Origin of the sequence: Pengzhenrongella sp. (assembly GCF_036565025.1) — a bacterium.
Taxonomy (GTDB): domain Bacteria; phylum Actinomycetota; class Actinomycetes; order Actinomycetales; family Cellulomonadaceae; genus Pengzhenrongella.
Genome location: NZ_DATCNW010000167.1, coordinates 1 through 21126, shown reverse-complemented (window position 1 = coordinate 21126; position 21126 = coordinate 1). Strand labels below are relative to the sequence as shown.

General features: G+C 71.6%; 19 protein-coding genes. 15 read left to right on the top strand and 4 right to left on the bottom strand.

The window, feature by feature from the left end; genetic code table 11:
* Positions 1-45: 45 nt before the first annotated feature.
* The 10 genes from VIM26_RS09690 (at position 46) to VIM26_RS09645 (ending at position 13145) form a co-directional block, all read left to right on the top strand.
* Complete coding sequence (locus VIM26_RS09690) at positions 46-669, top strand: DUF4190 domain-containing protein (protein ID WP_331950562.1); 624 nt, start codon at positions 46-48, stop codon at positions 667-669.
* A gap of 20 nt (positions 670-689) precedes the next feature.
* Complete coding sequence (locus VIM26_RS09685) at positions 690-1160, top strand: DUF2752 domain-containing protein (RefSeq protein WP_331950560.1); 471 nt, start codon at positions 690-692, stop codon at positions 1158-1160.
* Between the two features lie 130 nt (positions 1161-1290).
* Positions 1291-2118 (top strand): indole-3-glycerol phosphate synthase TrpC, encoded by an 828-nt coding sequence (gene trpC / locus VIM26_RS09680; protein WP_331950558.1) that lies wholly within the window; start codon positions 1291-1293, stop codon positions 2116-2118.
* A 51-nt stretch (positions 2119-2169) separates the two neighbouring features.
* Entirely contained in the window at positions 2170-3378 is a 1209-nt protein-coding gene (gene trpB, locus VIM26_RS09675) for a tryptophan synthase subunit beta (RefSeq protein WP_331950564.1), read from the top strand.
* Positions 3375-4190: a tryptophan synthase subunit alpha gene (gene trpA / locus VIM26_RS09670; RefSeq protein ID WP_331950556.1), complete on the top strand. Its 816-nt coding sequence runs from the start codon at positions 3375-3377 to the stop codon at positions 4188-4190. The genes trpB and trpA overlap by 4 nt, the downstream gene beginning before the upstream one ends.
* Positions 4190-5089, top strand: a complete 900-nt coding sequence (lgt, locus tag VIM26_RS09665) for a prolipoprotein diacylglyceryl transferase (protein WP_414696468.1) — start codon at positions 4190-4192, stop codon at positions 5087-5089. Before trpA ends, lgt begins: the two co-directional genes overlap by 1 nt.
* 160 nt (positions 5090-5249) lie before the next feature.
* Positions 5250-9818, top strand: a complete 4569-nt coding sequence (gene gltB, locus VIM26_RS09660; RefSeq protein ID WP_331950552.1) for a glutamate synthase large subunit — start codon at positions 5250-5252, stop codon at positions 9816-9818.
* A complete protein-coding gene (locus VIM26_RS09655) occupies positions 9811-11295 on the top strand; it encodes a glutamate synthase subunit beta (protein WP_331950550.1) in 1485 nt (494 codons plus the stop codon). Before gltB ends, VIM26_RS09655 begins: the two co-directional genes overlap by 8 nt.
* Positions 11296-11388: 93 nt before the next feature.
* Positions 11389-12819, top strand: a complete 1431-nt coding sequence (gene pyk / locus VIM26_RS09650; protein ID WP_331950548.1) for a pyruvate kinase — start codon at positions 11389-11391, stop codon at positions 12817-12819.
* A 107-nt stretch (positions 12820-12926) separates the two neighbouring features.
* Entirely contained in the window at positions 12927-13145 is a 219-nt protein-coding gene (locus VIM26_RS09645) for a hypothetical protein (protein WP_331950546.1), read from the top strand.
* Between the two features lie 144 nt (positions 13146-13289).
* Here VIM26_RS09645 and VIM26_RS09640 read toward each other — a convergent pair whose 3' ends face one another.
* Positions 13290-13904 (bottom strand): hypothetical protein, encoded by a 615-nt coding sequence (locus tag VIM26_RS09640; protein WP_331950544.1) that lies wholly within the window; start codon positions 13902-13904, stop codon positions 13290-13292.
* 62 nt (positions 13905-13966) lie between these two features.
* On the opposite strand from VIM26_RS09640, the gene VIM26_RS09635 reads away from it, so the two are divergent.
* From VIM26_RS09635 to VIM26_RS09625, 3 genes are all read left to right on the top strand, one after another.
* On the top strand, positions 13967-14287 hold the full coding sequence (locus VIM26_RS09635) for a metalloregulator ArsR/SmtB family transcription factor (protein ID WP_331950542.1): 321 nt from the start codon (positions 13967-13969) through the stop codon (positions 14285-14287).
* The gene (locus tag VIM26_RS09630; protein WP_331950540.1) at positions 14284-14820 is read left to right on the top strand and encodes an SRPBCC domain-containing protein; all 537 of its coding nucleotides are present in this window, start codon (positions 14284-14286) and stop codon (positions 14818-14820) included. The genes VIM26_RS09635 and VIM26_RS09630 overlap by 4 nt, the downstream gene beginning before the upstream one ends.
* Before the next feature lie 494 nt (positions 14821-15314).
* The gene (locus VIM26_RS09625) at positions 15315-15770 is read left to right on the top strand and encodes an ATP-binding protein (RefSeq protein ID WP_331950538.1); all 456 of its coding nucleotides are present in this window, start codon (positions 15315-15317) and stop codon (positions 15768-15770) included.
* A 90-nt stretch (positions 15771-15860) separates the two neighbouring features.
* On the opposite strand, the gene VIM26_RS09620 is transcribed toward VIM26_RS09625, so the two are convergent.
* Positions 15861-16754: a universal stress protein gene (locus VIM26_RS09620; protein ID WP_331950536.1), complete on the bottom strand. Its 894-nt coding sequence runs from the start codon at positions 16752-16754 to the stop codon at positions 15861-15863.
* Between the two features lie 297 nt (positions 16755-17051).
* On the opposite strand from VIM26_RS09620, the gene VIM26_RS09615 reads away from it, so the two are divergent.
* The gene (locus tag VIM26_RS09615) at positions 17052-17888 is read left to right on the top strand and encodes an undecaprenyl-diphosphate phosphatase (protein WP_331950534.1); all 837 of its coding nucleotides are present in this window, start codon (positions 17052-17054) and stop codon (positions 17886-17888) included.
* A 42-nt stretch (positions 17889-17930) separates the two neighbouring features.
* Here VIM26_RS09615 and VIM26_RS09610 read toward each other — a convergent pair whose 3' ends face one another.
* On the bottom strand, positions 17931-18680 hold the full coding sequence (locus tag VIM26_RS09610) for an ABC transporter permease (RefSeq protein WP_331950532.1): 750 nt from the start codon (positions 18678-18680) through the stop codon (positions 17931-17933).
* A gap of 65 nt (positions 18681-18745) precedes the next feature.
* Between VIM26_RS09610 and VIM26_RS09605 the strand changes: the two genes are divergently transcribed.
* Positions 18746-19234, top strand: a complete 489-nt coding sequence (locus VIM26_RS09605) for a DUF2127 domain-containing protein (RefSeq protein WP_331950530.1) — start codon at positions 18746-18748, stop codon at positions 19232-19234.
* Here the strand turns inward: VIM26_RS09605 and cydC are convergent.
* A complete protein-coding gene (gene cydC, locus VIM26_RS09600) occupies positions 19231-21078 on the bottom strand; it encodes a thiol reductant ABC exporter subunit CydC (RefSeq protein ID WP_331950528.1) in 1848 nt (615 codons plus the stop codon). The two genes, VIM26_RS09605 and cydC, sit on opposite strands and share 4 nt — an antisense overlap.
* Positions 21079-21126: the final 48 nt, after the last annotated feature.

The window sequence follows — 21126 nt, the reverse complement described above, 5'->3', positions numbered from 1 at the left end:
GGTCCGGGGCGACGCCCGGACCCGCCGTAGCAGCATGGAGGTTCGATGTCGGATCCAACCGCACCGCAGGACCCCTACGCGGCTGGGCGCGAGCCCGAGCCGCCGAGCTCGGCCGACCCCCCGCCGCCCCCGCCCTACGGGGCAGAGCCGCCGGCTGCCGGTGAGCAGCCCCCGGCCTACGGCACGCCGCCACCGCCGCCGGCCTACGGCGCCCCGCAGCCGCCGGCCTACGGCGCACCGCCGCCGCCCGCGTACGGCGGCCAGCCGCCCGCGTACGGCGCACCGCCGCCGCCGCCCGCATACGACGCCCAGCCGCCCGGGTACGGCGCGCCGCCGCCGGCGCCGGCCCCTGGCGCCTACGGCTACCCGGCGCAGCCCCCGGGCTACGCGTACCCCAAGAACAGCCTCGGCGTCTGGGCGCTCGTGCTCGGGCTCGTCTCGATCGGGTGCGGCTTCTTCGCCGGGATCCCCGCGATCATCGTCGGATCGAAGGCCAAGCGAGCCGCCGCGGAGGGGCTCGCCAACAACGCCGGGATGGGCACAGCGGGCATCGTGCTCGGCTGGATCTCGACGATCGGGAGCCTGCTCGTGCTCGTCCTGATCATCATCGGCGTCGCCAGTGGCGGCTGGAGCAACTTCCACGAGTTCGGCACCATGGGCACCAACTGAGTGCCACGAAGCTGAGCACCGTGCGCACGCGTAGTGACCGGCGCGGCCCGACCCCGATCGCGGGGCCGGGCCGCGCCGTCGTCGTGAAGCAGGCGCGCGACCCGCTCGTGGTCGGGGCGCTCACGCTCGCCGCGACGGCGTACGTCGCCCTCGTCGACCCGAACAGCCCCGGGCACTACCTCACCTGCCCGATGCTGTCGCTGACCGGCCTGTACTGCCCGGCGTGCGGCGGCCTGCGCGCGGTGCACGACCTCGCCCACCTCGACCTGGTCGGTGCCTGGGGCATGAATCCACTGGTCGTGCTGGCCGTGCCCCTGCTCGCGGGGGCGTGGGCCCGGTGGCTTCGCCGGTCCTGGAGCACGCGTAGCCGACCGCCGACGGAGGCATCGAACCGGCGCAGCACCCGGCTCGCCTGGATCGTCCTGGTCGTCGTGGTGTGCTTCGGCGTGCTGCGCAACGTCCCGGCGCTGGCACCCTGGCTCGCCCCCTGAGCCGCCCGGACGCGGATCCGCCGACCCATGGACATGGTCGGGACCTGCACGTGGGCGCAACTACGATGGCGGGAAATCCTCGTCGACCTTCGCGTGGGCGCGGGATGCGTACAGGGGGAGTGAGGTGACGATGACGGTCCTGGATGACATCATCGCCGGAGTCCGCGAGGACCTGGCGATCAGAGAGGCGGCAACCCCGCTGCGCGCGCTCAAGGAGCGCGCCGCACGCGTCCCGGGAGCCAAGGAGTGCCTCAGCGTGCTGCACAACGAGGCGGCCGTCGCGGTGATCGCCGAGGTCAAGCGCTCGAGCCCGAGCCGGGGGGCGCTCGCCCCGATCACCGACCCCGCGTCGCTCGCCCTGGAGTACGAGAAGGGCGGCGCCGCCGTCATCTCGGTGCTCACCGAGCAGCGCCGGTTCGGCGGCTCGCTCGCCGACCTCACGGCCGTGCGTGGCGCGGTGGAGATCCCCATCCTCCGCAAGGACTTCATCGTCACCCCGTACCAGATCTGGGAGGCCCGCGCCTACGGCGCCGACGTCGTCCTGCTGATCGTCGCCGCGCTCGAGCAGACGGTGCTCACCTCGTTCGTCGAGCGGGTGCACTCCCTCGGCATGACGGCGCTGATCGAGGTGCACGACGAGGAGGAGGTCGCGCGCGCGGTCGACGCGGGCGCCCAGCTGATCGGCGTCAACTCCCGCAACCTCAAGACGCTCGAGGTGGACCGCGGGACCTTCGCGCGGGTGGCACCGGTGATCCCGGTCGACATCGTGCGGGTCGCGGAGTCCGGCGTCCGGGGACCCCACGACGTGATGGCCTTCGCCCGGGAGGGCGCCGACGCGGTGCTCGTGGGCGAGGCGCTCGTCACCGACGAGAGCCCGCGCAAGTCGGTGGCCGACCTCGTCGCCGCCGGCGCACACCCGTCGTTGCGCGCCGTGCGCCAGCGACCGAACCGAACGTAAGGAGCAGGACGCGTGGAGCAGGAGAACACAGCGGTGCGCGCATCGCTGGCCATGGGGGCAGGGCCGTACTTCGGTGACTTCGGGGGCCGTTTCGTGCCCGAGGCGCTGATCGCCGCCCTCGACGAGCTGGACGCCGAGTACAACAAGGCCAAGGTGGACCCCGCGTTCACCGAGGAGCTCGCGCGACTGCACCGCACCTACACCGGTCGGCCCAGCATCATCACCGAGGTGCCGCGGTTCGCCGCGCACGCCGGCGGGGCGCGGATCATCCTCAAGCGCGAGGACCTCAACCACACCGGCTCGCACAAGATCAACAACGTGCTCGGCCAGGCCCTGCTGACCAAGCGGCTCGGCAAGACGCGCGTCATCGCGGAGACCGGCGCGGGCCAGCACGGCGTCGCGACGGCCACCGCGGCGGCGATGTTCGACCTCGAGTGCGTCGTGTACATGGGCGAGGAGGACACTCGCCGGCAGGCGCTCAACGTCGCCCGGATGGAGCTGCTCGGTGCGACCGTCGTGCCCGTCACGACCGGGTCGCGCACCCTCAAGGACGCCATCAACGAGGCCCTGCGCGACTGGGTGACGAACGTCGACACGACCAACTACGTGTTCGGCACCGTCGCGGGACCGCACCCGTTCCCGGCGATGGTCCGCGACCTGCAGCGGATCATCGGCGAGGAGGCCCGCGCCCAGGTGCTCGACCTGGTCGGTCGCCTGCCCGACGTCGTCGCGGCGTGCGTCGGCGGCGGGTCGAACGCGATCGGCATCTTCCACGCGTTCCTCGATGACCCGGGCGTGCGCCTGGTCGGCTTCGAGGCGGGCGGCGACGGCGTCGAGACCGGCCGCCACGCGGCGACGATCACCGCCGGCAGCCCGGGCGTGCTGCACGGCGCGTTCTCCTACCTGCTCCAGGACGAGGACGGGCAGACCATCGAGAGCCACTCGATCTCCGCGGGGCTGGACTACCCCGGGGTCGGGCCGGAGCACTCCTACCTCGCGAGCATCCACCGCGCGGAGTACCGGCCGATCACGGACACCCAGGCCATGGAGGCGTTCCGGCTGCTGTGCCGGACCGAGGGCATCATCCCGGCGATCGAGTCGGCGCACGCGCTGGCCGGTGCGCTTGACCTGGGCCGCGAGCTGGGGCCGGACGGCGTCGTGCTGGTGAACCTCTCCGGGCGCGGCGACAAGGACGTGGAGACCGCGGCGGCGTGGTTCGGGCTGCTCGACGCAGACACGAAGGACGGGGCGACCGCGTGAGTCAGACCGAGGACCGCCTGGACGCCCTGCGCGGCGAGGGCCGCGCCGCACTGGTCGGCTACCTGCCGCTCGGCTTCCCGGACCTGGCGGGCTCCATCGCGGCCGCGACCGCGATGGTCGAGGCCGGTGTCGACATCGTCGAGATCGGGCTGCCGTACTCCGACCCGGTGATGGACGGCCCGGTCATCCAGCGCGCCGTCGAGCACGCCCTCGCGGGCGGCTCGCGGGTCCGCGACCTGTTCGGTGCGGTCGAGCAGATCGCGCTGGCCGGCGCCCCCGTGCTCGTGATGACGTACTGGAACCCGGTCATGCACTACGGGGTCGAGAAGTTCGCGCGGGACCTGGCTGCCGCGGGCGGCGCGGGCCTGATCACGCCCGACCTCATCCCCGACGAGGCCGGCGACTGGATCGCCGCCTCCGACGCCCACGTTCTCGATCGGGTCTTCCTGGTGGCCCCCAGCTCGACGCCCGAGCGGCTCGCCTCGACGGCGGCCGCGTCGCGCGGCTTCGTCTACGCGGCCTCCACGATGGGGGTGACCGGCGAGCGCACGACGCTCGGGGCGAGGGCCTCGACGCTGGTCGCCGACACCCGCAAGGCCGGCGCGCAGCGGGTCTGTGTGGGGCTCGGGGTGTCCCGGCCCGAGCAGGCGGCGCAGGTCGCCTCCTACGCGGACGGCGTCATCGTGGGCTCGGCCCTGGTGCGCCCGCTGCTCGAGGCCAAGACCCTCGCCGCCGGGATCGCGGGGCTCACGGCCGTCACGGCCGGACTGGCCGCCGGGGTACGGTCCGCGGACCGTACGATCAAGGCGTGATCTCTCTTACGGCCCTGTCCGCGGTCCTGCCGGCGGCGATCCCCAGCCCGTCGCAGGGCGTCTGGCACCTCGGGATCTTCCCGGTGCGGGCCTATGCGCTGGCGATCCTGAGCGGCATCGCCGTCGCGATGTGGATCTCCCGGCGGCGCTGGGCGGAACGCGGCGGCGACCCGGACACCGTGCTCGAGGTCTGCTTCTGGGCCGTGCCGTTCGGCATCATCGGCGGGCGTCTTTACCACGTGATCAGCTCGCCGGAGGCGTACTTCGGCGCCGGCGGCCATCCGATCCGGGCGCTGTACATCTGGCAGGGCGGCCTGGGCATCTGGGGCGCGATCGCGCTCGGCGCGGTCGGCGCCTGGATCGGGTGCAAGCGCCAGGGCGTGAAGTTCGCGCCGTTCTGCGACGCCCTCGCCCCGGGCCTCCTCGTCGCCCAGGCGATCGGCAGGCTCGGCAACTGGTTCAACCAGGAGCTCTTCGGGGCGCCGACGACGCTGCCGTGGGGCCTGCGCATCGACCCGACGAGCCCCGGCTTCCCCGCGGGATACCCCGCGGACACCCTGTTCCATCCCACGTTCCTGTACGAGCTCCTCTGGAACCTCGCCGCCGCGGCGCTGCTGATCTACCTGGACCGGCGCTACAGGCTCGGGCACGGACGCGCGTTCTGGCTCTACGTCGTGCTGTACACGACGGGTCGGCTCTGGATCGAGCTGCTGCGGATCGACCCGGCCGAGCACATCCTCGGGCTGCGGCTCAACGTCTGGACCTCGATCATCGTCGGGCTCGGGGCGCTGGTAGCGTTCGTGGTGATCGGACGTCGGCACGCAGTGCGTGAAACGACGGTGCTGCTCGAGCCTGCGACCTCGGCGGACGAGCAGGACGCGGAAGACAGGGCCCAGTGAATCCGGGCCGCGCGCGGTCCGTCGCGATGGACGCTCTGTCCACGGTGTGTTTCCGCCATGTATCGTCCACAAGACACGTTCGGGCCGACGGCGTCCCCGTGTACCCCCAGTTCTTTGCAACAGCCCCGGCCGCGAGCCGGGGACGGTGAGGGCGGTCCAGATGTCTACGTCGTCGATGCGCCCGGCTAAGGCCGAAGCGCCCCAACGCCAGGGTTTGTACGACCCTGCGAACGAGCACGACGCCTGCGGCGTTGCCTTCGTCGCCACGCTGCGCGGCACGCCAGGTCGAGACATCGTCGACGCCGGGCTCACCGCGCTGCTGAACCTCGACCACCGCGGTGCCGTGGGCGCCGAGGCGGACAGCGGTGACGGTGCGGGCATCCTGACGCAGATCCCGGACGCGTTCATGCGCGACGTGATCGCCGCCGAGCTGCCGGCCGCGGGTCACTACGCCATCGGCATGGCCTTCCTGCCCACCGACGACGACGAGCGTGCCGTCGCGGAGCGTGCGATCGAGGAGATCGCCGCCGAGGAGAAGCTCGACGTGCTCGCCTGGCGTGACGTGCCGGTCACGGCCGACCTGGTCGGGCCCATGGCACGCAACTCGATGCCGAGGTTCCGGCACCTCGTCGTCGCCGACGCCTCCGGCGAGCTCGCCGGGCTGGACCTGGACCGCCGCGCGTTCCGGCTGCGCAAGCGCGCCGAGCGGGAGGCCGACGTCTACTTCGCGTCGCTGTCCGCGCGGACCCTGGTCTACAAGGGCATGCTCACCACCGCCCAGCTCGAACCGTTCTTCCCCGACCTGTCCGACCCGCGGTACGCGAGCGAGCTCGCGCTGGTGCACTCGCGGTTCTCGACGAACACGTTCCCGTCCTGGCCGCTCGCCCAGCCGTTCCGGATGATCGCCCACAACGGCGAGATCAACACGGTCCGCGGCAACCGCAACTGGATGGCGGCGCGCGAGAGCACGCTCAAGAGCGACAAGCTCGGTGACCTCGCGCCGCTGCTGCCGGTGTGTAGCGAGGGTTCGAGCGACTCGGCGAGCTTCGACGAGGTGCTCGAGCTGCTGCACCTGGCCGGTCGCTCGTTGCCGCACGCCGTGCTGATGATGATCCCCGAGGCGTGGGAGAACCACGCCGACATGGACCCCGCGCGGCGCGCGTTCTACGCGTACCACGCGTCCCTGATGGAGCCGTGGGACGGCCCCGCGTGCCTCAACTTCACCGACGGCACGCTCATCGGTGCCGTGCTGGACCGCAACGGGCTGCGCCCGGGGCGGTACTGGGTCACCGAGGACGGTCTCGTCGTGCTCGCCTCCGAGGCGGGCGTGCTCGACATCGACCCGGCCACCGTGGTCCGCAAGGGCCGGCTCGAGCCCGGGCGGATGTTCCTGGTCGACACGGGCGCCGGACGGATCATCGAGGACGACGAGATCAAGGCCCAGCTCGCCGCCCAGAAGCCGTACGCCAAGTGGGTCCGGGACAACGGCGTCGCGCTGCCCGATCTCCTCGAGCGCGAGCACGTGGCGCACTCGCGCGCCTCGGTGCACCGGCGCCAGCGGGCGTTCGGCTACACCGAGGAAGAGCTCAAGATTCTCCTCAGCCCGATCGCCAACACCGGCGGCGAGCCGCTCGGCTCGATGGGCTCGGACACCCCGCTCGCGGTGCTCTCCACCCGGCCCCGGCTGCTGTTCGACTACTTCACGCAGATGTTCGCGCAGGTCACCAACCCGCCGCTGGACGCGATCCGCGAGGAGCTCGTCACCTCGATCGCCGGCGTGATCGGCACCGAGCCCAACCTCTTCGAGGACACCCCCAAGCACGCGCGCAAGCTCGCGCTGCCCTTCCCGGTGATCGACAACGACGACCTCGCCAAGATCGCGCACATCCAGCGCGACCCCAAGCTGGCCGGCGTCTTCCGCGCGACCACCGTGCGCGGGCTGTACCGCGTCGAGGGCGGCGGCGCAGCGCTGGAAGAGCGCCTGGAGGAGATCTTCGCGGAGGTCGACGAGGCCGTCGCGTCCGGCGTCAACTTCATCGTGCTGTCCGACCGGGACGGCGACGCCACCCGGGCCGCCATCCCCTCCCTGCTGCTCTCCAGCGCTGTGCACCACCACCTGCTGCGCCGGCACACCCGGACCCGGGTGTCCCTGGTCGTCGAGGCCGGTGACGTCCGCGAGGTGCACCACGTCGCGCTGCTCATCGGCTACGGCGCGGCCGCGGTCAACCCGTACCTCGCGATGGAGACCGTCGAGGACCTCGCGATTGCGGGCTACCTCGACGTCACGCCCGAGAAGGCGGTGGCCAACCTCATCAAGGCGCTCGGCAAGGGCGTGCTCAAGGTGATGAGCAAGATGGGGATCTCAACCATCGCGTCCTACCGTGGCGCGCAGGTCTTCGAGGCGATCGGGCTCTCCGAGGAGCTCGTCGCGCGGCACTTCGCCGGCACCACGAGCCGGCTGGGCGGGATCGGGCTCGACGTCGTCGCGGCCGAGGTCGCGGCACGGCACGCGGACGCGTACCCGCACAGCGGCAACAGCCTGCCGCACAAGCGGCTCGCCGTCGGCGGGGAGTACCAGTGGCGCCGGGACGGCGAGGAGCACCTGTTCGACCCGGAGACGGTGTTCCGGCTCCAGCACTCCACCCGCACCCGCCAGTTCGACGTGTTCCGCGAGTACACCCGGCGGGTCGACGACCAGGCCCGTCGCCTGATGACGCTGCGCGGCCTGCTGTCCTTCAAGGACGGCGCGCGCCCGGCCGTCCCGCTCGACGAGGTCGAGCCGGTCAGCGAGATCGTCAAGCGCTTCAACACCGGGGCGATGTCCTACGGCTCGATCTCGGCCGAGGCGCACACCACCCTGGCCGTCGCCATGAACTCGATCGGCGGGCGGTCCAACACCGGCGAGGGCGGCGAGGACCCGGTCCGGCTGCACGACCCGGTCACCCGCAGCGCGATCAAGCAGGTCGCCTCCGGCCGGTTCGGCGTGACGTCGGACTACCTGACCAACGCGGACGACCTGCAGATCAAGATGGCGCAGGGCGCCAAGCCCGGCGAGGGCGGGCAGCTGCCCGGGCACAAGGTGTCCCCGGCGATCGCCGCGACCCGGCACTCCACGCCCGGCGTCGGCCTCATCTCCCCGCCGCCGCACCACGACATCTACTCGATCGAGGACCTCGCCCAGCTGATCCACGACCTGAAGAACGCCAACCCGGCCGCTCGGGTGCACGTCAAGCTGGTCAGCCAGGTCGGCGTCGGCACCGTGGCAGCGGGCGTGTCCAAGGCGCACGCCGACGTCGTGCTGATCTCGGGTCACGACGGCGGGACGGGCGCGAGCCCGCTCACCTCCCTCAAGCACGCCGGTGGGCCGTGGGAGATCGGCCTGGCCGACACCCAGCAGACCCTCGTGCTGAACGGCCTGCGGGACCGCATCGTGGTCCAGGTCGACGGCCAGATGAAGACCGGGCGCGACGTCGTGGTGGCCACGCTGCTCGGCGCCGAGGAGTTCGGTTTCGCGACCGCGCCGCTCGTCGTCTCCGGCTGCGTGATGATGCGCGCATGTCACCTGGACACCTGTCCGGTCGGCGTCGCCACGCAGAACCCCGAGCTGCGGGCCCGGTACACGGGCAAGCCGGAGTTCGTCGTCACGTTCTTCGAGTACATCGCCCAGGAGGTGCGCGAGCACCTCGCGGCCCTCGGGTACCGCAGCATCGAAGAGGCGGTCGGGCGGGTCGAGGCCCTGGACACCCGCTCCGCGATCGACCACTGGAAGGCGGACGGGCTCGACCTCACGCCCGTCCTGTCGGTCCCGGAGCCGTGGGAGGGCGCCTCGCTGCGCAACACCACGACCCAGGACCACGGGCTCGCCAAGGCGCTCGACAACCGGCTGGTGGCCCTCGCGGCCGACGCCCTCGAGCGCAGCGAACCCGTGCGGATCGATCTGCCGGTGCGCAACGTGAACCGCACCGTCGGCACCATGCTCGGGCACGAGGTCACCAAGCGCTTCGGCGGCGAGGGCCTGCCCGACGGCACCATCGAGCTCACCCTGACCGGGTCGGCCGGGCAGTCGCTCGGCGCGTTCCTCCCGGCGGGCATCACGATCCGCCTGTTCGGGGACGCGAACGACTACGTCGGCAAGGGGCTCTCCGGCGGGCGCATCGTGGTGCGCCCGGACCGCTCCGCGGTGCTCACCGGCGACCGCGACGTCATCGCGGGCAACGTGATCGGGTACGGCGCGACGTCGGGGGAGATCTACCTGCGCGGCGTCGTCGGCGAGCGGTTCGCCGTGCGCAACTCCGGCGCGACCCTGGTCGTGGAGGGCGTCGGCGACCACGGCTGCGAGTACATGACGGGCGGGACGGTGCTGGTGCTGGGCCGGACCGGGCGCAACTTCGCCGCGGGCATGTCCGGCGGCACGGCGTACGTGCTGGACCTGCGCCCCGGCGCGGTCAACGGCGCGGCCCTGGCGTCCGGCGAGATCACCCTCGGCGTCCCGGACGACGTGGACGTGGCCCGGATCGAGCAGCTGATCCGCCGGCACGGCGAGGAGACCGGTTCGCAGCTCGCGGCCGAGCTGCTCGGCAACCTCGACGCGCTGCGCAGCCGGTTCACCCGGGTGCTGCCGACCGAGTTCGCCCGCATGACCGTGGCGATGGCGAACGCCAAGGCCGAAGGCCTCGACCCCGGCGCGCCCGGCGTGTGGGAGCACATCCTGGAGGTGTCCCGTGGCTGACCACCGTGGCTTTCTGAAGAACCGGGACCGCGAGCTCCCGCGGAACCGTCCCGTCCCGGTCCGCCTGACGGACTGGCGCGAGGTGCACAACCACCGCGCCGAGAACCCCGACGACATCCTCATGGTCAAGAACCAGGCGGGTCGCTGCATGGACTGCGGCATCCCGTTCTGCCACCAGGGCTGCCCGCTCGGGAACCTCATCCCGGACTGGAACGACCTGGCCCGCCAGGAGCAGTGGGGCGACGCGATCGAGCGCCTGCACGTCACGAACAACTTCCCGGAGTTCACCGGGCGGATCTGCCCGGCGCCGTGCGAGTCGGCGTGCGTGCTCGGCATCAACCAGCCGCCGGTGACGATCAAGAACATCGAGGTCTCGATCATCGACGAGGCGTTCGCCCGGGACCTGGTGACGCCGCAGATCCCGCAGCGCCTGACCGGCTTCACGGTCGCCGTCGTCGGCTCCGGACCGGCCGGGCTGGCCGCCGCCCAGCAGCTCACCCGGGCCGGCCACACCGTCGCGGTCTACGAGCGGGATGACGCGATCGGTGGCCTGCTGCGCTACGGCGTGCCCGACTTCAAGCTCGAGAAGCACCACATCGACCGCCGCCTGGCCCAGATGGAGGCCGAGGGCACGAGGTTCCGCCCGGGGATCGAGATCGGCAAGGACATCAGCTGGACCGACCTGCGCGCCCGGTACGAGGCCGTCGTGATCGCGACCGGGGCGACCGTCCCGCGCGAGCTCGCCCTGCCCGGGCGCGACCTCGAGGGCGTGCTCGTCGCGATGCCGTACCTGCACCAGGCGAACCTGGTCGGGGCCGGCCGCGAGGTCCCCGACCAGATCGTCGCCACCGGCAAGCACGTCATCATCATCGGCGGCGGCGACACGGGCTCGGACTGCCTCGGCACCGCGCTGCGCCAGAAGGCCGCCTCGGTGACCACGCTCGCGATCGGCAAGCACCCGCCGACGGACCGCCCGCCGAACCAGCCATGGCCCACCGACCCGACGATCTTCGAGGTCTCGAGCTCGCACGAGGAGGGCGGTGAGCGCAACTACCTCGCGTCGACCGTCGCCTTCGTCGGCGGCACGGGCGAGGATGCCGGGCACGTGCGCGCGCTCCGCCTGGCCAACACCGAGTACCTGGCGGACGGCCGCCGGCTCCCGACGGCCGGCACCGAGCGGGAGATCCCGGCGGACCTGATCCTGATCGCGATGGGCTTCACCGGCCCCGAGACCACCGAGCTCGTCGAGCAGACGGGCCTCGACCTCACCGGCAGGGGCTGGGTCGCGCGCGGGGACGACTACGCGACCTCGGTGCCCGGCGTGTTCGTCGCCGGGGACGCGGGCCGTGGCCAGTCGCTCATCGTCTGGGCGATCGCCGAGGGCCGGGCCGCCGCGGCGTCCGTCGACGCGTACCTGTCGGGTCACACCGAGCTGCCGTTCCCCATCAACGCGAGCACCCTCTCGCTGCGCCCGTAACGCTCCTTAGCCCGCGGGTTAACCCGGATCACCGCCCCCCGGCCGGGACCATGGGCACGGACCTCACCACCACGAAAGGCCTAGGCTTCCCCCATGCGTAGAGCGAAGATTGTCTGCACCATCGGACCCGCCACGGAGTCCGCAGATCAGATCCAGGCCCTGGTTGACGCCGGCATGGACGTGGCCCGCCTGAACCGGAGCCACGGCGCCACCGAGGTCCACGAGCGCGTGTACAACAACGTGCGGGCCGCCGCCAAGGCGTCCGGCCGCTCGGTCGCCGTCCTGGTCGACCTCCAGGGCCCGAAGATCCGCCTCGGCCTGTTCAAGGACACCAAGCACGAGCTCGCGATCGGTGACATCTTCACCATCACGACCGAGGACGTCGTCGGCACCAAGGAGCTCGTCTCCACGACCCACAAGGGCCTGCCCGACGACGCCCGCGTCGGCGACCCGATCCTGATCGACGACGGCCGCGTGCTCGTGCGCGTGACTGCCGTCGACGGACCGCGCGTCGTCACCCGCGTCGAGGTCGCCGGCCCGGTCTCCAACAACAAGGGCCTGAACCTGCCCGGCGTCGCGGTGTCCGTCCCCGCGATGTCCGAGAAGGACGAGGCCGACCTGCGCTGGGGCCTCAACATCGGCTGCGACCTCATCGCGCTGTCCTTCGTGCGCAGTGCGGGGGACTACGACGACGTCCGTCGGATCATGGAGGAGGAGGGGCGCATCGTGCCCGTCATCGCCAAGATCGAGAAGCCGCAGGCCGTCGAGAACCTCGCCGAGATCGTCGACGCGTTCGACGGCATCATGGTCGCCCGCGGTGACCTCGGTGTCGAGATGCCCCTCGAGCAGGTCCCGCTCGTGCAGAAGCGCGCCGTCGAGCTCGCTCGCCGCGCCGCCAAGCCCGTCATCGTCGCCACCCAGGTGCTCGAGTCGATGATCTCCGCTCCCCGCCCGACGCGCGCCGAGGCCTCCGACTGCGCCAACGCGGTGCTCGACGGCGCCGACGCGGTCATGCTCTCCGGCGAGACCGCGATGGGTTCCTTCCCGATCGAGGCCGTGCGCACCATGGCGCGGATCATCGAGAACACCGAGCAGTTCGGTGCCGAGCGGATGGCGCCCCTCGGCTCGAGCCCGCACACGCGCGGTGGCGCCATCACGCGCGCTGCCGCGGAGATCGGCGAGACGCTCCAGGTCAAGTACCTCGTGACGTTCACGCAGTCGGGCGACTCCGCCCGGCGCATGTCGCGGCTGCGCTCGCTCATCCCGCTGCTCGCGTTCACCCCGGTCACCACGGTGCGCAACATGCTCTCGCTCAGCTGGGGTGTGCAGAGCTACGAGGTCGCGAGCGTGGACGACACCGACGCGATGGTTCAGCAGGTCGACCTGACGCTGCAGGCCAACGGCCTCGCCGAGATCGGCGACTACGTCGTCGTCGTCTGCGGTGCCCCGGTCGGCATCCCGGGCACGACCAACTCGATCCTGGTGCACAAGATCGGCGAGGAGTCGAACCACCGCCACGCCTGAACCTCGGTAGGCACGACCCGACCCCCGCACCCGCTCGTCAGGTGCGGGGGTCTCCTCGGTTGCTGATCTGCGCGCGCGGGACGGCCGCGGGAGAGTAGGACAGAAGCATGAGAAACGTGATCCCCGATGCGGACCGGACCGGCCCGCCCGATGGCAAGCACCCCGCGGACGAGGCCCCCGCCGAGGAACTCCCCGAGCGCCACCGCCACGACATTCGCGCCGGTGGCGACGCCACGCACGCGCCACGGTCGCTGTCCGAGGCCGAGGCGCACTGGCAGGAGCACGAGAGCTCCGGGTCGTCGTGGGACGAGCAGGAGAGCATCTGAGGCTCAGCTCCTGCCAACCCCCGCTAACGTCCGAGCGTTGACGTCCTATAGGACGTCAACGCTCGGACGTTAACCGGGAGGGTGCTTGTCCGGGTTGTCCACGGTTGTGCAGGAATCTGGGGAAACTGTTCACAAGGTCCGCGTTCACCAGGCCTCGCTGCGCCGCCGCGGCGCCAACAGCCAGGCCCCCGCGACGGACGCGACCCCGGTCGCCACGAGCCCGCCGACCCAACCGAGCGCGACGAGGGCGAGCAGCCGCGACTCCTGCTCCTCCACGACGCGCAGCGACCGGGCGACGACGACGGTTCCGGTGCGAGGGCTGCCGTAGGCGGCGATCACCGCGGCCAGACGCACGTCGTGCCTCGGCTGCCAGGTGACGACATTCGGCTCGTGCGTCCTCGCCGCGTCGAGCGCTCCCGACGGCGGCCGGACCGGCGCACCGTCGAGGCGTCCGGTCGACGCGAGGACGGCCCCGTCGTCGTCGAGCACGGTGACCTCCACGGCGAGGCTCGTCGCGAGGTCGACCTGAGGTCCGCTCGCGACCGCCGCGGGGTCCGCGCCCGCCGTGAGTTCGGCGGCCGCGTCCTGGGCGATCTGGAACTGGGGTTCGTTCCCTCCGGAGCGCAGCAGGTTCTGCCCGACGCCGTAGCCCGCGCCGGCCGCGACGCTCACCGCGACCGCAGCGGGCAGCGACAGCCCGACCGCCCATCGGAGCAACGCCCGGGCGGGCACGACGCGCGGTTCGACGGTGGCGACCACGTCTTCACGGTAGCGAGAACGAGGCGTTGACATGTGACCTTTTAGTCACCTATTCTTGGGGCGTGACCGACGACGACCTGGTGTTCAAGGCGCTCGCCGACCCGACGCGTCGCTTCCTGCTGGACCGGCTCTTCGTGCGCGACGGACGATCGCTGACCGAGCTGGAGTCCGAGCTGGAGATGACACGTTTCGGGGTGATGAAGCATCTGCGGGTCCTGCAGGACGCCGGTCTCGTGGTGGCCCGTCGATCGGGCCGGGAGAAGCTGCACTACCTCAACCCGGTACCGATCCATCTGATCCACGAACGGTGGATCCACAAGTACGCGCAGCGTCGCGTGTCGGCGCTGGCTGACCTCAAGACCGAGCTGGAGGCAGGACCATGACTGCGAAGACCGAGAGCACCACCCCCGCCACTGCCGTGGGCGTCCAGATCTACCGCGTCTACATCAAGGCGACCCCGCAGGCCATCTGGGACGCGATCACCAAGCCCGAGTGGACCGCGCGGTACGGCTACACGGGCTACGCCGACTACGACCTGCGCCCGGGCGGTACCTATCAGGTCCGCGCGACCGAGGGGTTCCGCGCGGGGGCACTGGCCCAGGGGAACGACCTCCCCGAGGTGATCATCGACGGGCAGGTGCTCGAGGCCGACCCGCCGCACAAGCTCGTCACGACGTTCCGGATGCTGATGGACGCCGCGACGGCGGCGGACGGCTTCACCCGGATCACCCACGAGATCTCCGAGCCCCGCAACGGCGTGTGCTCGCTGACCCTCACCCACGAGCTCGACGGCGCGCCGCACCTGGCCGCGATCCTCGGCGGTTCGTACGAGGACCAGGGCGCGGGTGGCGGCTGGGCCTGGGTGCTCAGCGACCTCAAGACCCTGCTCGAGACCGGAACCGCGTTCGCGGGCTAGGAGCTCACGAGATGGGAGCTGATGTCGTAGTTTCGCCGAAACACGACAACAACTCCCAGTTCGCGGCGCGAATCGGCGGACGGGTTCGCGCCCGCGAGTTCGCCGATCGAACAGTGTCCGAGTTCGACGCCTGGCGAGTTCGCGGGCTCGCTGCCCCAGTCGTCCCGGCGCCCTGCCCCGAAGGCCCGCCGTCCGCGCAGCCGGCCGGCTCAACCTCAGTGCAGCCCTCAGTGCAGCGAAAGTGCACCAAAACGCCTCATTCACTGCGTTTTGGATGCACAGAGCGCTGCACTGAGGCGGTCAACCCAACGAAAATGCGACCACGTCTCGGAACACGACAACAACCCCCATCTCGCGTGGGCTCACGCCCGTTCGCCGTCGGGCAATTTCGTTGGAGGTTCGGGACGAAGAGAACTTAGGGTGTCGGCGTGTCTGAACCGGAACCTCACACGAGGCCCAGTGTTGAACGCGCCGCGTCGAAGCCTCGCCTCGTCATGCCGTGCGCCCTGCCCGCTTCAGGCAAGTCGACGCTCACCAAGCGACTGGCGCTCGAGATGCCGGGTATCCGCCTCAACCCGGACGAGTGGATGGCGAACCTCGGCGTTGCGCACACGGACGAGCGGGCGCACGACCACATCGAGAAGTGCTTCCGCCAGCTGAGCCAGGATTTCCTCGGGCTGGGCTACAACGTCATTCTCGACTGGGGGTTCTGGCGACGCTCGGAGCGCGACGAGATGCGGCTACTGGCGCGCTCCCTCGGGGTCGCGGTCGAGCTGCACTACCTGGACGTGCCCGTCGCGGAGCTCTCGCGCCGGCTGGCGATCCGCAACGCGATCAATGCCCATGGAACTGTCCTGGTCGACCCGGCGGAGCTGGAGTACGCCCGGAGCGTGTTCCAGGTCCCCGACATCGAGGAGCGAGCCCTCTTCGACCCCCACCAGCTCTCTTAACCACCTCAGCACTCGCGAACTGCGAGTCGTTGTCGCCAAGCGCTCGAATGCGACAACAGCTCGCAGTTCGCGTGCCGAGGTCGACCTTGCCTACTCGGTCAGGCTGTTGTGGACGACTAGCACCGCGGTGGTCGCGTGGCGTACCACGTCGGTGCTGACCGAACCGAGCAGCATCCCGGTGAAGGCGCCGAGTCCCCGCGAGCCGACGACGAGCAGCTGGGCGTCGCGGGCGGCGCCGACGAGAGCGTGCGCGGGGTCGTCGTCGACCAGGGTCAGGTGCACCTCGAGGCCGACGTTCTCGGTGCGCAACAGTCGGGCGACCGACCGGGCGGCGCGGTGCGTCGGGTCGTCGGGGTCGACGTCGCTGCCGGAGGGCGGGGCAAGCTCCGGCAGGCTCTGTCCATACGGGTCCGCGATCGTCGGACGTGCATGCACGACGACGAGCGCAGCCTCGCGGAGAGCAGCCTCGCGCGCCGCGGTGCGCGCAGCGTCGAGCGAGGACGGCGAGCCGTCCACGCCGACCACGACGGGGGAGCGGTCAGGGTCCGCGTCCGCGCGAGCGCGCACGACGGCCACGGGACACCGCGCATGGGCGGCGAGGTGGGCGGTGATCGAGCCGATCCTGGCCCGCCCGTCCTGGCAGCGCGCGCCCACGACGAGGAGCTGGGCCTGCTCGCTCAGTCGCCGCAGCTCAGGGACCTCGGGCCCGTTCAGCAGGAGGGTGCGGATCGTGAGGTCGGGGTGCAGCTCGCTCTCCCGCTCGAGGGTCTCGGCGAGATAGGCCTTGGCTTCGGTGTCCAACGCGAGCCCCTCGCCCACGATCGGATACCAGCTCCACTCGACGAGCGATCGCGGCAGGCGGTAGACGCGGGCCAGGACCACGTCCGCGCCTCGGAGCGTCGCCTCCGCGAGGCCCCAGGCCAACGTCTTGGCGCTGTGCGTCGAGCCGTCGAGCGCGATCACCACCGGTCCGTCGATGTGCACTGTGCCCCCCCGAAGCAGTTGGGCGGATTGCGCCCGTCCTGACACCATCCGCCGAGATGGCCTACGGGGTCAGGGACCTTCGTCCCTACTTGCGCGAGAGCCGGGTGTATCGGGGTCGCCGCGCCTCAACCTGAATTTTCCCTGACTGCATCCGAGATCTTCACGCCTGCGCGCCGTCCTGGGCCCGCGACATGGAAGACTCCGTGGGCCCGCGCCGCTCGGCGGATGCGGGGAACCAGCGATTGCCGCGCTACCGCGAGGTCGCTGGAGCACGCAACACGATGAAGGAGTGCTCGGGTGGACATCGTCCAGGCGATTATTTTGGGTGTGGTCGAGGGGATCACGGAGTTCCTGCCGGTGTCGAGCACGGGGCACCTCACCATCGTGGAGAAGCTGCTCGGCCTGAAGATCGACGATCCGGGGGTGACGGCGTTCACCGCGATCATCCAGAGCGGCGCGATCCTCGCGGTGATCATCTTCTTCCGGTCCGACATCGTGCGACTCGCGGTGGCCTGGGTCAAGGGCCTGTTCAACCCGGCCGCGCGCGGGGAGTTCGACTACCGCTTCGCCTGGTACGTCATCGCCGGGTCGGTCCCCATCGGGATCGTGGGCTTCCTCGCGAAGCCGCTGATCGAGGGTCCGCTGCGCAGCCTGTGGGTCGTGGCGGCGGCGCTCATCGGGTGGAGCCTGGTGATGTTCTGGGCGGAGCGGGTCGCCACCCAGCAGCGCGGGGAGCGCGACCTCAAGCTGCGCGACGTGCTCGTGGTCGGTTTCTTCCAGTGCATCGCGCTCGTGCCGGGGGTGTCCCGCTCGGGGGCCACCATCAGCGCCGGCCTGTTCCGCGGCCTGGACCGGGTCACCGCGACCCGGCTGTCCTTCTTCCTGTCGATCCCGGCACTCGTCGCGGCGGGTGCCTACGAGGGGGTCAGCTCGGCGGGCGACATCTCCTCGACGGTCGGGTGGGTGCCGACCCTGGTCGCGACGGCGGTCAGCCTGGTCGTGGCCTACGCCTCGATCGCGTGGCTGCTGCGCATCGTCGCGCACCACCCGATCACGGTGTTCATCGGCTACCGCATCGCCCTCGGCGTCGTCCTGATCGGTGCGCTCGCCTCGGGCGTGCTGTCGGCTACCTGAGGAGGAACGCAGGCCGCTCCGGTCAGCGGTCCGCCGGCGGGCTCAGCGGAGCGCGCCGGGCCGGACCCGGACCGGCGCGAGCGTCCTGATGACGACGACGGCGGTGATCGACCCGGCGGCCATGACCGACGCCAGGACGATGATCTGGAACATGCCCGCCTGGAGCGGTGACACGCCGCCGAAGATCGCGCCGACGAACGCCCCGGGCAGGGTGACCAGGCCGGTGGTCTTGGTCTGGTCGGTCGCGGGGATGAGCGCGGAGTAGACGGCCTTGCGGGCGAGGCCGAGGGTCGACTGCCGCGGGGTTGCGCCGAGGGCGAGCCAGCCCTCGACCTGTTCCCAGCCCTGGTCGACCGAGTCGGTGAACCGGCGCCCGGACAGGGTCGCGATCGTCATCGCGTTCCCGATCACGATGCCGCCGATCGCCAGCGCGTATCGCGGCGTGAAGGCGATCGACCCGGTCGCGAAGACGATCGCGAGGGTGATCGTGATGCCGCATCCCATGGCGCTGGCGACCAGCGCGAGATGGCCCCAGCTCCAGTTGATCCGCCGAGCCGCGGTCACCGAGGCGACCGTGAACATGATCAGCAGGGCGAGGCTCACCCACACGGCGCTGGTGATCACCTTGCTCAGCACGAGGCTGATGGCGGCCAGCTGTGCCGTTCCGCGGACGATGGCCCACGCGGGTGCGAGCCGGTGCGGTGTGCGGGAGCCCCAGAGGACCACGAGGGTCAGGGTCATCAGCAGGGCGACCCCGAGAAGGGTCGGGACGAAGTCAGCCGGTCCGGTCACCGGGTCAGGATAACGAGGGAGGACGCCCGGTCCGTGCCCGATTCCCCCGGCCATAGAGTGGGCGCATGAGCTGGTTTCGCCCCGAGTCGATTCTCGACAAGGTTTTCGAGGGCGGCATCATCATCAAGGGGGTGTCCGGAGCCCTGGAGTTCCTGGCGGGGCTGCTCCTGGTCCTCGTGAAGCCGGCTTCGCTCACCGGCTTCTTGGCGTTCCTCACCCAGCGCGAGGTCGCGGAGGACCCGCACGACCGGCTCGCGAATTTCGTGCTGCACTCCGCGGACCATTTCAATTCGGGCGTCAAGGTCTACGCGGTCGCGTACCTCTGGATTCACGCCGTGATCAAGCTCGTCGCGGTCATCGGCATCCTGCGCAACAAGCTCTGGGCCTACCCGTTCTCCCTGATCACCCTGAGCCTGCTGGTGGTCTTTCAGGTCTACAGCATGGTCGTACGGTTCTCGCTCGGCATGCTGCTGCTGACCGTCTTCGACCTGCTCATCATCGGGCTCATCAGGCGTGAGTACGCGAAGGTGAGGCGTGTCGAGGCTAGCGCTTAGTCGGCTCGCCGGTTCTCAGCGGGTCGCGCCGTGACCAGACCGTTGTCGACGGGACTGCGTTCGTGCGCGACCGCCCACGCGTACTCCGGGACCTCCTCGACCAGCCGCGCGTGCGTGCCGCGCGCGACCAGGGTGCCGTCGGCGCCGAGCAGGAGCACCTCGTCGGCGGCGGCGAGCGCGGCCAGGCGGTGCGTGACGAGCACGACACCCCGTGCCGCGGGCTCGCCGGCAGCCCGCTCGCCGGCCGTCCCCGAGTCGTCGTGCGCGGTGTGCAGAAGGTCGGCGACCAGGCGGTCGGCGGCTCCCGGGTCGAGGTGCTCGCCGGGTTCGTCGAGCAGGAGCAGGGGTGCGCGGCTGGCCAGGGCGCGGGCGAGCAGCAGCCTGCGTCGCTCACCGCCGGAGATCGTGGTGGCGTTCGAGCCGAGCATGGTGTCCAGGCCGTCGGGGAGTGCCGCGAGCCACGGGCCGAGCTCGGCCCGGGCGAGGAGCGCGGTGGCCTCGGCCGGCGTGAGGTCACCGCGGGCCACCCGGAGGTTCTCCAGCACGGTCGTCTCGAAGATGTGCGCGTCCTCGGCGGTGAGCACGATCTGGCTGCTCACGCCCTCGCGCGGCGCCCCCCACAGCGGACGGCCGGCCAGGGTCACCTCGCCGGCGCGGGGTGCCAGCAGGCCCGCGAGGGTCAGCAGCAGGGTGGTCTTCCCGACCCCGCTCGGGCCGATGACGGCGATCGCCCGGCCGGGCGCGAGGTCCAGGTCGATGCCGCGCGCGACGACGGGGCCGCCTGGCCAGCCCACCGCGAGGCCGCGGACGCGAAGCCGGGCGTTCGCTCCGTTGCCCGACTCGGCTGGCTCAAGCTGAGCGTGCGGCGCGGCGGCGCTGTCCAGCAGGGCCATGATGTGCACCGCGGCGCCGCCGGACCGCACGAGCTGCCGGGCCGCCGGGCCGAGCAGCGCGGTGCCCTCGAACGCCGCGAGCGGGGTCAGCACGATCACGGCGAGCTCGACCGGCTGGATCGTCCCGGCGAGCATCGCGGGCACGCCCAGGACCACGGCGCCGAGCACGGCGACGCCCATCGCGAGGGTGTCGATGCCCGCGGCCAGCGCGGCGGGCCGGGCTGCGGTGTCCTTGGCGCGGGCCAGGGTGCGCTCGGTGCGGCGCAGCTCGGCGACCATCCCGGGCAGCCGACCGGAGACGGCAAGCTCGCCCGCGCCGTCGACCATCGTCATCGCCGTCGAGCTGATCTCGCTGTGCGCGACGAGCTGGGCCTGCTCGGACAGCCGCGCCGCCCGCGCGCTCAGCGCGGGTCCGACGACGCCGGCCACCAGCAGGCACGCGGCGAGCACCAGGCCGACCCCGAGGTGCTGCCACCCGACGAGCACCACCGACCCGACGCCCACGAGGCTCGCGACGGCGGCCGGGACCAGCGCCCGCACGACGACATCGCCGACCGCGTCGACGTCGGCGCCGGTGCGCGCGAGCAGGTCGCCGCGCCGGAGCGAGGTCACGGCGTCGGCCTTGCCGTCGGCCAGCGACGTGTAGACGCGCTCGCGCAGGGCGGCCATCCCGTCGAGCGCGACCTTGTGCGAGGCGAGCCGCTCGACGTAGCGCAACGCCGCGCGCGAGGTGCCGAACAGGCGCACCGAGACGGCGGCCACCGCGAGCTGTCCGACGGACGGCATCTGGGAGGCGCGTGCGATCAGCCAGGCCGCGGTCGCGGTCAGGGCGACGGCGCTGGCGAGCCCGGCGCTGCCGGCGAGCACGGCCCACACGAGCCGCTTGCGGTCGAGATCGAGCAGCCGGACGGCGCGCAGCAGGGCGGCGCGCTCCTCGCGGGGGGTGCTCATCGGGTGCTCCCCTCCTCGGTCTCGGCAGGGGCGGGCTCGCTGCGAGCG